The sequence below is a fragment of the Thalassotalea castellviae genome, from assembly GCF_031846185.1.
Lineage (GTDB): Bacteria > Pseudomonadota > Gammaproteobacteria > Enterobacterales > Alteromonadaceae > Thalassotalea_H > Thalassotalea_H castellviae.
This window is the reverse complement of the sequence record NZ_JAVRIF010000007.1, coordinates 140,873-154,566: the sequence shown is the minus strand read 5'-3', so window position 1 is coordinate 154,566 and position 13,694 is coordinate 140,873. Positions and strand designations below refer to the sequence as shown.

Here is a 13,694-nt window from a genome sequence, read left to right as displayed (position 1 = left end):
ACTGCGTAGCAGGCTAAAAATTCCCACTTATAAGAAGTCTTCACCGAAACGTTATTGGTTATTCGCTATGCCAGTTGGCATAATGCTCATTAGCCACATCATGTTTTCTTTCATAAATGCAATATCTTCATCACTCGCACTTTTTGCTAATGTGGCCATACTGTCGATATTCGCTTTTTGCTCAGCCATCTCTTTTTCCATTTTGCTGATCATTTCACTCGGCATACCGCTTTTTTTCATCCGCTCAATGGTACTGTTTAACATTGCACCCATCGACTCAACGCTGTCAGGCATCTGTTGCATTTGCACCGCAAACATACTCGACATGATACGATAAGATTGCTGATAGAATTGTTCAAAATTATCATATCCTGCTGCTTTCACTATCTTTTCAATGTCGCTGTAAGCTTGCATCCCTTTAATTTTATCAATTGCTGCACTGGGCGTCATTTGCAACACATTTTCAAACTCAGACTCCATTGCAGGGTATTTGTCTTCAAGTACTTGAAATTTTTCAATCGTTGAAACATATTGCTCTAATAATGGTTTCGACAACGATTGCTCTGCGAAACTTTGAATTGAGAGTATCAATAAGCCAACGCCTACCATGATGTATTTCATATCCTTCTCCTTAAGATTTTAATTTTTAACTAATTAATAATGATAGTCATAAAAAAGGTGTAAACTAATCAATGTTAGCTTACACCTTCAAAACCGATTTGTTTAAAACTTTCTTAGCTAATTCAGCAGATTTAAACGTTTTCGATTCAATACTTGGTTTACCCTAGCTTACAACCTGGTAAACTTCGTATGTAATTAAGCCATGCTAACTTGAGATTTTCGCCCACGTATCACGTAAACCAACAGTACGATTAAACACGAGTTTATCTGCTGTCGCATCCTTGTTATCTAAACAAAAATATCCTTGGCGTTCAAATTGGAATGCTTGCTCAGCTTTTGCATTTTTTAATGACGGCTCAACTTTCGCGTGTTCAATAGTAATTAATGAGTCAGGGTTAATTACCGATTGAAAATCACTTTCTGCTGCGGGGTTTGCTACGGTAAATAAACGGTCGTATAAACGTATTTCAGCATCGACACTTTGCTCTGCCGCCACCCAATGAATTACGCCTTTTGGCTTAGTACCATCTTCAGGATTTTTACCTAATGTATCTTCATTGTAGGTACAATAAACTGTGGTAACTTTACCTTCGGCATCTTTATCGCATCGAACAGCTGTGATCACGTAAGCACCACGTAAACGTACTGCTTTATCAAGTACTAAACGTTTGTACTTTTTATTTGCTTCTTCACGAAAATCTTCCGCTTCAATATAAAGTTCACGAGCAAATGGTACGATGCGCGTGCCTTGGCTTTCATCACTTGGATGATTCTTCACCGTTAGCTCTTCCACTTGCCCTTCTGGGTAGTTTTCAATCACGAGTTTAATCGGATCAAGTACCGCCATGGCACGTGGTGCGTTATCATTTAAATCTTCACGAATACAGGCTTCTAGAACCCCCATTTCGATGGTGTTATCCATTTTAGTTACACCAATACGTTTACAAAACTCACGGATTGACGTTGGCGTATAACCTCGGCGACGAAATGCTGCAATCGTAGGCATACGCGGATCGTCCCAGCCGCTGACTAAGTTTTCATCAACCAAAGTATTGAGCTTACGTTTACTCATCACTGTATATTCAAGGTTTAAACGTGAAGATTCGTACTGATGAGGTGTTACATCAATCGACACATTCTCAAGTACCCAATCATATAAACGACGATTGTCTTGGAATTCAAGTGTACAAAGTGAATGGGTGATCCCTTCAATGGCATCTGATAAACAATGGGTAAAATCGTACATAGGATAAATACACCATTTATCACCCGTTTGATGATGATGAGCGAATCTCACGCGGTATATTATAGGGTCACGCATACACATAAAGCTTGATGACATATCAATTTTTGCTCGTAGTGAACATTCCCCTTCTTTAAACTCGCCATTTTTCATTTTTTCAAACAAGGCTAAATTTTCTTCAACGGAAGTATCACGGTATGGGCTATTTTTTCCCGGCGCTTTTAATGTGCCACGGTACTCTTTTGCTTCTTCACCATTAAGAAAGCACACATAGGCTAAACCTTTTTCAATGAGTTCAATGGCAAAGGCATGTAAGCGATCAAAATAATCTGATGAATAATGAATATCACCTGCCCATTGAAAACCTAGCCACTTCACATCTTCTTGGATCGATTTTACGTAATTGATGTCTTCTTTTTCAGGGTTAGTATCATCAAAACGTAAATTACATAAGCCGTTATAATCTTCAGCAATACCGAAGTTTAAGCAAATAGCCTTCGCATGACCGATATGAAGAAATCCATTAGGCTCAGGCGGAAAACGCGTCTGCACACTGGTGTGTTTACCACTTGCCAGATCAGCATCAATGATTTGGCGTATAAAATTAGTTGGACGGTTTTCAACTTCCGACATCCACAGAACCTCGATAAAATAGAATATTAATGGCCGGCATTATATCAAGTGTTTTTCTTGGAGAATAGCTAGGAAAAGCTTTATTGTTGAATATTATTTAATTAAGTGACAATGGCCGATTATCACTTAATATTTCAACTCAATAAACAGATTAACCACATGAAAATATTATAAAAATACAATCAATAATGATGATAAACAACATTCCGTAGTGGTTAGCTTTGTGTAAGACCTAGTGAATTAAAAACTTCTTGGTTAGGAAATCCATCGGCGATCAGATTTTTTTCCAGCTGAAACGCTCGAATTGCTTTGCGACTATTCGGCCCCCAAATACCATCGGGCTTACCGGTTTCAAAACCTAACTCATTAAGCTTTGTTTGTAGTTGCTGCATTTGCACACGACTAAATTGCAATGGTTTAGCGGCTTTCACTGAGCTAACGCCTTTTCCGCCAACGAGTTTATCCGCTAAAATGCCAACAGAAAGTGCATAATTTTTTGATAAATTCCACTTCATGATAACGTCAAAATTACGATAAACTAAAAATGCATGACCTTGATGCCCGTTCGGTAACACTAACTCAGCGTGAATATCATAATCAGGCAAAGCTTTGCCATTACTTTGTTTCACCCCAAGTGTTTTAAAAATAGATAATGGGTATCGTTTATCATAAGCGATGGCACTAAAGTCAAAATTTTCGGGTAATTTTACTTCTCTTCCCCAGCGCTCTTGTTTATTCCAGCCTATTTTGTTGAGGTAATTTGCCGCAGTTGTTATCGCATCCGCTTCGCTTTGCCAAACATCTACTTTACCGTCACCATCCCCATCAATAGCATATTTACGATAAGCAGAAGGCATAAATTGCATATGCCCCATTGCGCCAGCCCATGATCCTTGTAATTGTTCTACCGCTACACGCTGCTCATCAATCATCGAAAATAAATCGAATAACTCAGAGGTAAAGTACTCACTACGGCGATTATCACACGCTAATGTCGCAATAGAATTTAAAACCGACATTTTACCTTTATGTTTACCAAAAACTGTTTCTAGTCCCCAAAATGAAACAAGGTATTGTGGAGGAATACCGTACTTAGCCTGTAATTGATTAAATAATTCAGCATGTTTATTTAATAAACGCTTACCATTTTTAATATGATAATTAGATACTCGTTTATTGACATATTGCGCAAAACTTTCGGCAAACTCAGCTTGATTTTTATCTAGTGTTAACACGCGTTTAATTGGGGTTAATTGATGAATAATTTCGTTAATATCGTCACTAAAACCTTGCTGCTTTGCTTGCTCTAGAAAGCGATCTTGGCATTGTGCAAAAGTTGGTTTTACTGTTAAATCTGAATGTAAAGCGGAAGATTCTGCTTGCTCATCAGCATACGAAGAAGAGAGAAAGAAAGTACTGAGCATACCTGTAAAGATAATTTTATTAACGGTTGAAACCGACTTCATCATGGTTTGTATCCTAAACATCATAATTATTTTGAGAACAAATTACGGAGAAATATCGCTGAATAAATTGATTCTATGTAATACCAATGGAAATGTCAGTACCCAAATGAAAGTTTGTCCAGCTGTTTAATGGTATTCGTTTATCATTTCTTAGATTTACTTTGCATTCATTAAACGGTCATACATCACTTTCACTTGTAAATCACCAAAACTATATAATGACATTCGTTGATGAAATACACGAAACACGGTTTTAAAAGTAGGTGTTTTTTGTGCGTTAATAATTTCAAGCAGTACGCGTTCTGGATAACCCAAGCCATTTTCGTCTGGCGTTCTGGCAATATGCGCGTTAACAGCGGGTAATAAAAAAGGAAAGTGATCTTTAAGTCTTTTGGCAATATCGCGCAGTTTATCATGATCATTGTTTTGATAGTTTGGCCAAAGCTCTCTTAACATTGCTACCTGTTCGGCAGAGATAAGCCTTCTATTGTTAAAAGCTTCCGTTAACTCTGATAGTGACATATGACCAAAACTATATTCATTACCTTTATTCGGTCTAGCTAAAAAAATACGGTATTCACGCTCAGTGTTTTTTTGCGATAATAAAAATAATACGTACCAAAAATTAGCCTGACAAAACAAGTCATCCTCAAACCAACAAGTTATTTCACTGCCTGAATTTAGCGAGATAATTTTCTTGAATTCAGGTACTGTCTTTACATAATAGTCCTCAGGCGTACACTCAGGAAACTGACCAATAAAGTTAGCTCTATTATTCATCAGCGAGTCAAAATCATGGCCTTGCACATTACCATCAACTAAACATTCTCGAGCAACAATAATTTCTCCCCCTATTGTTCGAGGAAATTGTAACTTTAGCGAATCACCATTTAGAATGTGGTATTGAGACTTAAATGCTTGAGAAGCGCCAATAGGATGAAATTGAGGCATAAGATTGAAATTAGGAATTATTCATAATAATTACTTTATCATGAAAACAAGTTAAGTATTGGCAATAATCCTCACATAAACAACACAGAGAGCTCTTTCAAAAACAAACGTAAAAGTTAAATTTAGACACTCACGTCAACATTATTACCGCGCCGCTCATCTAGATTCTGTTTATTCGTTGCTAATTGTTGCTGTTTTTGTTCGTCTTGTAGCTCTTGAGTCTTTTTTGCTTGAGTTTGTTGATTTTTTACTTGCTCGGCTTGCAATTTTTGCTGGTCAACGGTTTCTTGTTGCTGCTTTAACTGCTGACTAACCGATGACCGAGTGCTAATTGAAGTTTCCATTATCATCTCCTTTACTTAGCATGAATTAAAAACAAAAAGTTAAGTAAACTACTTGAGTATAGCACCATTGATTACTTTTTATACAAAAGGGAGGGTAATTCTATAATGGACAAATTGTTTTGTAAGTTGCAAAACAATAACGATTAACGTTATCGATAAACTTAGTGAAAACAGATAATGAAAATATAGTAGGGATAAGACTGTAGAAAAAGCTATTAGCAACGCTGATAAACATATTGTTAATTTAAAACGATGAAACATTAGGTTTATCGAACGTCGACAGAGCATATGGCAGTGAAAAAATTCAAAGATTATTGGATCTTTTTAATGGCATTTTCTAACGCTGGTACCATTTGTGATAACCGTTCGTTGTTACTATTTTTGATTAACGCATAAATAGCGAATAAAAAGTTTTGCGTGTTATGCAGTTTACTTAGTCCTGTTTGGCTTGAATAGACTTCGCCCCAAGACTTTAAAGGTGCTGGATTTGTTAAATCATTCAGCCAAGTCTGCCAGTTTTCTATCGTATACTCGTCATTAAGAAAAATATAAATAACAGGCATTGCCAAGCGCTTAGGTTCACCATAAATATAGAAATGATCGTTTTTCGCAACAACCTGGCTTAATAACGCAGATAACATGTGATCTAAATGCTGTTTGGTTATTGCTGGGTTTAATGACAGTTGCAGCATTAAATCTGCGGTATGCGCAACACTATGTCGCCAGCCAATGGTTGCATGATAACCGCGATAATCATCAACTGAACGTAAAAATTTTGTACCTAATGCAACAAGCTTTTCCCGAGCTACGTCAGTTAAAAAAGGAGATTTTCTATCAACTCTCGCCACTTCTGACAGCATTAATATGGCAAAAGGTTGATAGACACTGTATTCATCTTTCACGTCGGCGCTAATAACATTGCTTAAGGTTGTTAACATAGCAAGGTAAAAATCGGCATTAAAATCATTCGCTCTAAGCCATTGACTCAAACCAGTAAAAGCAATTTCGTCCCTAAGTACTGGATCAGGGCTTGCTAAACAATCTAGTAATTGTTTAGCAACAGCGGTTTTTTCTTCGGTATCTTTAATTAAAAAATTTTGCTCTTTCAGCAATAATAATGCCTTTTTATCATATGTTGATGTTTGACATCGTTTCGCGACATTCGCCGCATCAACGATGTTTTTGTCTGCCGCCAATGTAGCTGTGTTAAAAGAAACTAGCATTACGCAACTTAACAGGATTGGTATTGTTTTCATCATTCTTGCCTTATTATTTTAATTATCGACAAGGGTATCTTCTCATAACTTTACTCGTTTTTAATTTAATTATGTAACAGGTCTTTTACTAGACAATCAAAAAAGCAGCCTAAAAAGACTGCTTGAGGTTGGATGTTAGTGACGCAATAAAGATCAAAACTATAGCTTTAACTCAGTTTAAGCCTTTTATTTTAACGATAATGGTGCCTGTTCAAAAGTGATGCCTGGCCAACCATTTTTAATAAAGTTTCGAATGTTGCCATGATCTTTTCCGGTGGGATTTTTCAATACATCTTCACGATAATATTGCCCGAAACAATGTAACGTTGCTTGTTCAGATAAATTATTTAGCTGAGCATAAGCAAAGATTTTACATGAGCCTTCGTTTGTACCAGCTTGGTTGACAATGTCGCCATTATAAAATGTGCAAGGTTGGTAATGGTAATTAGCTGATATTACGGCAATTACCTCTTCAAAAGTAATGTTTTCCGTGATAGATGGCTCTGAAGCGTTTAATTTCGAATTTAGTGCGTCGATTGATAAAGTCATATTATTGCGTTTAGGTAAAATGTAGGGATATTTTCTCGCAATTAAAAATTTTGTCTATGAACGGTTTATATTTAAATATACCTTTAAAATATATCGACTAACATGTGTTAAACATTCAACGCTAATTAGACGCTATTACGATGCATAAAAGTCATTTAAAACTCCTATAACCGTTTTAAAATAGCGTGATATGATATTGTTTTACCATAATATTAGCGACTTAAAGTAACTTTTTATGAACATCAACTTTGCAGATCACAACGCAACTCAACGTTACCATTTAATGACACAAACCATCATTCCACGCCCTATTGCATGGGCGCTGACTAATTCAAATATAGATGGTTCACCAGAAAGCTTAAATTTAGCGCCCTTCTCATACTTTACGGCAATCTCAAGTGACCCTGCCTTATTGATGATTTCGGTAGGTAAAAAACCAACGGGAGAGCCAAAAGATACGTTAACCAATCTCTTGAAAACCCGAAAAATAGTGATACATATAGCCAGCGAAAACCAAGCAGACTTAGTTACACAAACGGCAGCCACATTGCCACATGGCGAGTCTGAAATCGAATTAGTTGATAATGAAGCACTGACAACCGTACCATTTGAACATTTTGATTTGCCTAGACTCGCCCAATGTGACATTGCTTATGGTTGCGAACTTTATGAAATTAAAGAACTTGGTGAGATACCACAAACCCTTATTTTTGTTGAAGTTAAACAATTGTATGTCAGCTCAAAAATTAGCACACTACATGATGGCCGGATAAAAATAAACGCCGATATTGTAAAACCATTAGCAAGATTAGGGGCAAATGAGTATTCAGGGATCACCACACCTTTTAAAAAAGCTCGACCTAAATAGAGTGGTACAAGAACAAATATAAGCGGCTGAAAACTAATGTTTCAGCCGCTTGTTAATGAGTGCTCGATTAACAATTCAGAAAAATTGTTCGATTCATATGCCAAAATTAAAAACGATAAGTTAGGTATAATCCAAGGCTACGATCAAAATTATTTTTTAAATCATAGCCATTTTCTTGCGCTTCAAAATTGTCATAACTTGCATACATGCCAACATCAATATTATTACTCAATGTATAGTTTAATCCAGAATGCACACTATGAGCCTTATCTTGGGTAAAGCCTTTTAAATCACGATAAGTGTAGTTGGTAAAAGCAGTCCAATTTTTCGCCACTTTACTTTGAACACCGACAGAAAATCGATTTTCACTTTTATTTGCTAAGTGCTCTTCATCCCAAATCACGTGACCTAATGAAAAAGTCATGGCAATATCTTGATTAAAAACATATTTACCATTTAAATCGGCGCCATAGCCAATAGCATCTCCATTACTCGTTGATTCTTGAAAACCTCTTAAGCCTACGCCAACAGCCAACTCTAAACCCGTTCGATTATTATTCCTAGCTAGCACTCGGTAATCAAGGCCAGCGAAACCTATCGTAAGATCATCAGTTAAACCATAAGCCGCATTTAAGTTAAGCTCACCTCTGCTTTTATCTTTTTCTTCACCCCAAGAAATTGCTCCGCTAACAGCAATTGTGCCATCATTTAAAGTCAATGGTCTTAAAATTGGGTTTTCAGGATAATTAGAATCAGATTGATTGCCAGCGAAAACGCCTGTAGAAGCTAAAAGTAATGCCATACTGATAAGTGATTTTTTCATAAAAGTATTCCCTGTGTTTGTTGTGTTAATCAGTTATGCAAGCATGGTATAGATAGCTTGTGTTCGATTCCTGCTGTAATTTGTTGATGAAATGCAAGAAGAATGTGAGATTTTGTAAGATTAAATTTTACCACCCAATCTAAATTATCAATCATTAAAACGGCTACACTCAAACCTATAAATAGTCATTAACTGTGTTAGTTGGCATTTTTATTTTATTTCTAAGCTAAATGTTTAGGTAACTACAGATTGCTGTTGAAAAACCTAAATAATGAACAAAAAGTAATAAAATTAGCCATTTTCAAAAAGTATCGTTTTATAACTTATTTACCCCATTGAAATTTATAGCTTTTTAACTTGGTATGCTTTCTGCTCTAAAGAACAAAATATAAAACTATAAAAATGATTTAGAGGGAAAGATGACTAATTCAGTTCTAATGAGCACAGAAACGGTATCAATTAATGCCAACAAATGGTTAACGAATAGCGTAAAAGCATGGTTTATCACGGCTGTTTTGGGACAATGGATATTTGCTGCTTACGTCGGCTTGTTCTATGGCGGCGCTACATTAAATGGCGATATTTCACAGTGGAACGAAGTCATGCCTCATGGATATGTTGAGGGTGATTTTGTTGGCAACCTTGCAGTAGGAGTCCATCTACTACTTGCATTCATTGTATTAGTGGCGGGGCCATTACAGTTCATTGGACAAATAAGAAACAACGCGCCAGCTTTTCACCGATTGCTAGGTCGTATATATATTTTTACCGCTTTTATCTTGAGTATCGGTGGTTTATACATGGTGTGGACAAGAGGAACAGTAGGAGCTGAAATAGGTAAATACAGCATAAGTATCAATGCGATACTCATCATGATTTTTGCCAGTTTAGCCGTTTACAATGCGATTAAAAGAAACATTAAAGTACATCGTCGTTGGGCAATTCGCTTATTTTTAGTTATGGGCGGCGTATGGTTTTTCCGAATCAGTTTAATGTTATGGCTGATGATCCATCAGGCGCCGGTAGGATTTGACCCAAAAACATTCACGGGTCCGTTTCTTACCTTTTTAGGCTTTGCTCAATACGGCGTACCTTTAGCATTTGCTCAACTCTATTTTTATGCGCAAGACAGTAAAAGCACATCTTTAAAAATGATAACAGCGATAGTCGTTTTATTACTAACACTCGCGACAATAGGTGGAATTTTATCTGCGACAATGGGAATGTGGTTACCTAGATTCTAATCAATGAGTGTAAAATGCATAAAACCGTATTAACCATTCGATAATGCGGTTTTTTTATCGTGTAAATTCAAATGTTTTTTATTCATTATAATAATATTTATAATTGCATATTGTCACATCTGTCTCTACCCTTACCCTTTCAAAAAATGATCACAATACTTTCTCGTTAGGACTCATTATGCTCAAAATAGCACTGATACTTTCTTCGTTATTATTCTTTATGGCTTGTACGCATCACACCGCCACTTCCTCAAGCGACACATTGGCAATTCAAGAACAAAAAAACATCTTTATCGAAAATACATGGTGGGTCGAAACCATTTATCACAAACCACTTTTTGATAATGTGAATATCACGTTGAGGGTAGTAGAAAAGAATAAAATCAGCGGTAAAAGTGGCTGTAATCAATACGCTAGCCAATTAACCATTGATGAAAATAAAATATCGATTGATAAAAGTCTGTCAACGAGAATGGCTTGTTCACCATTATTAATGAAAAGTGAACACCTCTATTTAAATGCTTTGGCATTATCAACAAAATATCAGATTGACTCAGCTGGTCATCTTACTTTTTTTGATGCGCAAGACAATCAAACCATTACTTTTAATCGTGGTAAAAAAACTTCAGAAAAATCACCATCGTTAATAGTCCACTATACCTGTGAACGAGATACAAGCTTAACCGTTTCATTTGTCGAGCATGGATCTCAGAACAGTGATGATAATATGGCTATAGTTACATTAAGTGATAATAAATCGGTCACCTTACCTCAAACGCCATCGGCCTCAGGATTTTTATACACTAATGGTAAATTCAGTTTACAAGGCAAAGCGGATAATGCTTTATGGACCGTAGGTCGAATGAAAGCAATGCGGTGTAAAACCATCATGTAATTTGCTCTTAGCCGTAGATCTTTTTAAAATTTTTCAAGTTCCAACCAATCATAATTTCATTGCCAATTTTAAGAACAGGAACGGTTCGAGCACCGATAGCGTCTAATTCTTTTCGACCACGTTGCATTTTGGCATTAGTTAATCGGTATTTAATACCGTTATCATCTAAATATTTTTGTGCTTCACGGCAGTGAGGACATTTATCGGAAATATACAAAACAACGCGTTTCATTTTGAACCTTGCTAAGTTTTTAAAGACACTTATTTTATCGAATTACCTAAGGTAACAAAAGCGAATAACGAACAGAAGATAAAATCAAATACGCCGACCCCATTGATTTTGACGTTAAAGAGACAGTAAACCTATCTCTTTAACCACTCCACTTTATTTAGACCAAGCGAATTGTTCAAATAAAGGGTCGACGGGAGTTTCAGCAACATGATTAACATAATTACTGATCACCTTTTGCGATAGTCCTAAAATTACTTCTAAAACCTGTTTTTGTTGATATCCAGCAGCAAAAAATGTGCTCAATTGCTCTTTAGTAACAAAGCCACGTTGACGAACAACCGCTAAAGTAAATTCATGCAATGCTTGTAACTTTTTACTAGGTAATTCTTCTTTATTTCTCAACGCTTCTGTAATTGCTGAATCTACTTGCATCATATTTGCAATAGCAGTGTGTGCCGGCACACAATATTGACATTCATGTTCAACATTTATCGTCTGCCAAACAACCGTTAATTCCTCATTGTCGAAAGACGTAGCAGTAAATTGCTGATGCAATTGTTTATAGGCATTTAATATTTCAGGTGATTCGGCCATCACAGCATATAACAAAGGCACAGCCCCCATTTCTTTTTTAGATGATTCTAAAAATGCTTTGCTCTCTTGTGGCGCAGTGTCAATAGTGTGTCGTGTAAATTCGTTCATTTGTTTCTCCAAAATACATATGCTTAATAAAACTGAGTGAATGTTCTTAACAATGTCTGTTGATGATCCAAACTATAAACGTAATTGAACGACCGTTCAATAATTATTTTGAACGATCGTTCATTAATTTGTAATTTTACTTTATCTGGCTGTTTTAATTGGTTATAAAGGAAAGTATATTTTCGCCGTAAACAAAATTTTCTGTGTTAGCAGCGGTTTACTTTACCTTCACAATGAACGCCTCTATAATTGAACGGTTGTTCAACAATATATTTGGATTCTCAAAAACCATGGCAAAAGCAGCAAAGTTTGATCGTCAAGAAGTAATAGATTTAGCAACTAACCTTTATTGGAAAAAAGGTTTTAATGCTACGTCTATGCGGAACTTACAAGATGAAATTGATATGCGGCCGGGTAGCATTTATGCTGCTTTTGGAAATAAAGATGGATTATTTATTGAAACCTTAAGAAACTACACAGACAAAGGTATTAGTCTAATACACCAATATGAACAAGAGAAAGACTCTCCTCTTGAAGCATTGAAAGACTTTGTAAAGTATCAAGTAATCACCACGAAAGAAGATGCACCTAACAGTATGTGCATGCTGACAAAAACCATCAATGAACTCACTAGCGACAACCAAGAACTGCTTGATATCACCAAAGCTCACATTGAAGAAATAAGTCAAGAATTCGCAAAGCTGATTGAACAATCAAAAGAGCTGGGCGAAATAAATAGTGAAAAAAGTGCGTTAGAGCTTGCTAAGTATCTTCAAGTACAAATAGCAGGACTTAGAACGTTTGCCAAAATAGATGGCGTTGAATGTAATTTAGATAAAATGATTAACGAGTGTTTTGATCATTACCCGTTTAACGCTTAACGACTAGCCTTTTTCGTTGCAAAGGTAATTTCACTTTGCGTGCATAGCTTTTACAAGCGCTTTTAGTATCAACTAATGAACAGTCTGTTACCGAATTATTTAAATGATCTGAGCCTTTTGATTTCCTAACCCGTTGGTTTCCTATCGCTTTAATAGGCTCGCAGATAACGCTCTAAATTTAAAAGTATTTATCGAGAAAAATACTTTTTATCCTAGTTATGCTTTCTGATTATATTGCGGCGGTGGCGACATTAAACTGTTTTATACCGTGAGAATTTAAAGTATTGATCAATAACAATTCACAAAACTAGTTAAATTCTTTCTAGCTTAAATAAATATTCTGATTATATTGTTGGTGTGCCGACAGCACGATAGAGGGAAATAACACCGTTTCCCTCTAACAACTCCCTCGGTGCCCGACTCAGTGAAAACTGAAGCATGAATTTTTAGTCGTAATCGTAAACTGTCAAATGCTCGTACCTGCGCTGGCTCCAGTTTAAAAACACGATTAACGACTTTAAAAATAAATCCTTCACCACTGAGATGGGAAATGATTAAAACTGCCCTGCTCGTTTCTATAGTTAACTAGCTAATCAAGCTTAACTTCTCATGAACCAGTAAAATTCTTTCTAGATTTGTTTTTTGTTCTAGTCATATTGTCGGTGTGCCGACAGCACGCAAAGGGGAAAGAACACCCATTTCCCCCTTGCATCCCCCTCGGTGCCCGACTCAGTGAAAACTGAAGCATGAATTTTTAGTCATAATCGTAAACTGTCAAATGTTCGTACCTGCGCTGGCTCCAGTTTAAAAACACGATTAACGACTTTAAAAATAAATCCTTCACCACTGAGATGGGGAAATGGTTAAAACTGCCCTGCTCGTTTCTATAGTTAACTAGCTAATCAAGCTTAACTTCTCATTAACCAGTAAAATACTTTCTAGATTTATTGAAATTTCGGATTATATTGCGGCGGTGGCCGCAGCAC

The 13,694-nt window shown here is 36.3% G+C and carries 14 protein-coding genes; 4 read left to right on the top strand and 10 right to left on the bottom strand.

Annotated elements, in window-relative coordinates; genetic code table 11:
• Positions 1–51: 51 nt before the first annotated feature.
• The 7 genes from RM573_RS13135 to RM573_RS13105 all read right to left on the bottom strand — a co-directional run bounded on the left by RM573_RS13135 (position 52) and on the right by RM573_RS13105 (position 7,063).
• Positions 52–621, bottom strand: a complete 570-nt coding sequence (locus RM573_RS13135; RefSeq protein WP_311582827.1) for a hypothetical protein — start codon at positions 619–621, stop codon at positions 52–54.
• Between the two features lie 205 nt (positions 622–826).
• Positions 827–2,497 carry a glutamine--tRNA ligase gene (gene glnS / locus RM573_RS13130; RefSeq protein WP_311582824.1) on the bottom strand — a complete coding sequence of 557 codons (1,671 nt, stop codon included), beginning with the start codon at positions 2,495–2,497 and terminating at the stop codon, positions 827–829.
• A gap of 215 nt (positions 2,498–2,712) precedes the next feature.
• Positions 2,713–3,966, bottom strand: a complete 1,254-nt coding sequence (locus RM573_RS13125) for a lytic murein transglycosylase (RefSeq protein ID WP_311582822.1) — start codon at positions 3,964–3,966, stop codon at positions 2,713–2,715.
• Between the two features lie 153 nt (positions 3,967–4,119).
• Positions 4,120–4,914, bottom strand: a complete 795-nt coding sequence (locus tag RM573_RS13120; RefSeq protein WP_311582819.1) for a DUF1835 domain-containing protein — start codon at positions 4,912–4,914, stop codon at positions 4,120–4,122.
• 122 nt (positions 4,915–5,036) lie between these two features.
• Positions 5,037–5,258: a hypothetical protein gene (locus RM573_RS13115; RefSeq protein WP_311582816.1), complete on the bottom strand. Its 222-nt coding sequence runs from the start codon at positions 5,256–5,258 to the stop codon at positions 5,037–5,039.
• Between the two features lie 311 nt (positions 5,259–5,569).
• Positions 5,570–6,481 (bottom strand): DUF2785 domain-containing protein, encoded by a 912-nt coding sequence (locus RM573_RS13110; RefSeq protein WP_311582814.1) that lies wholly within the window; start codon positions 6,479–6,481, stop codon positions 5,570–5,572.
• A 219-nt stretch (positions 6,482–6,700) separates the two neighbouring features.
• Positions 6,701–7,063: a HopJ type III effector protein gene (locus tag RM573_RS13105; protein ID WP_311582811.1), complete on the bottom strand. Its 363-nt coding sequence runs from the start codon at positions 7,061–7,063 to the stop codon at positions 6,701–6,703.
• A gap of 235 nt (positions 7,064–7,298) precedes the next feature.
• Between RM573_RS13105 and RM573_RS13100 the strand changes: the two genes are divergently transcribed.
• Positions 7,299–7,931 (top strand): flavin reductase family protein, encoded by a 633-nt coding sequence (locus RM573_RS13100; protein ID WP_311582809.1) that lies wholly within the window; start codon positions 7,299–7,301, stop codon positions 7,929–7,931.
• A 106-nt stretch (positions 7,932–8,037) separates the two neighbouring features.
• On the opposite strand, the gene RM573_RS13095 is transcribed toward RM573_RS13100, so the two are convergent.
• Complete coding sequence (locus RM573_RS13095) at positions 8,038–8,754, bottom strand: porin (protein WP_311582806.1); 717 nt, start codon at positions 8,752–8,754, stop codon at positions 8,038–8,040.
• 419 nt (positions 8,755–9,173) lie between these two features.
• Here RM573_RS13095 and RM573_RS13090 point away from each other — a divergent pair, with 419 nt between their 5' ends.
• Together RM573_RS13090 and RM573_RS13085 are read left to right on the top strand one after the other, a co-directional pair.
• A complete protein-coding gene (locus tag RM573_RS13090; RefSeq protein ID WP_311582801.1) occupies positions 9,174–9,998 on the top strand; it encodes a DUF2306 domain-containing protein in 825 nt (274 codons plus the stop codon).
• A gap of 178 nt (positions 9,999–10,176) precedes the next feature.
• Entirely contained in the window at positions 10,177–10,893 is a 717-nt protein-coding gene (locus RM573_RS13085; protein WP_311582797.1) for an META domain-containing protein, read from the top strand.
• 7 nt (positions 10,894–10,900) lie between these two features.
• Here RM573_RS13085 and RM573_RS13080 read toward each other — a convergent pair whose 3' ends face one another.
• Positions 10,901–11,125: a glutaredoxin family protein gene (locus RM573_RS13080; RefSeq protein WP_311582793.1), complete on the bottom strand. Its 225-nt coding sequence runs from the start codon at positions 11,123–11,125 to the stop codon at positions 10,901–10,903.
• Between the two features lie 153 nt (positions 11,126–11,278).
• A complete protein-coding gene (locus RM573_RS13075) occupies positions 11,279–11,827 on the bottom strand; it encodes a carboxymuconolactone decarboxylase family protein (protein ID WP_311582790.1) in 549 nt (182 codons plus the stop codon).
• Positions 11,828–12,117: 290 nt separating this feature from the next.
• Between RM573_RS13075 and RM573_RS13070 the strand changes: the two genes are divergently transcribed.
• Positions 12,118–12,708 carry a TetR/AcrR family transcriptional regulator gene (locus RM573_RS13070; protein WP_311582787.1) on the top strand — a complete coding sequence of 197 codons (591 nt, stop codon included), beginning with the start codon at positions 12,118–12,120 and terminating at the stop codon, positions 12,706–12,708.
• Positions 12,709–13,694 lie beyond the last annotated feature (986 nt).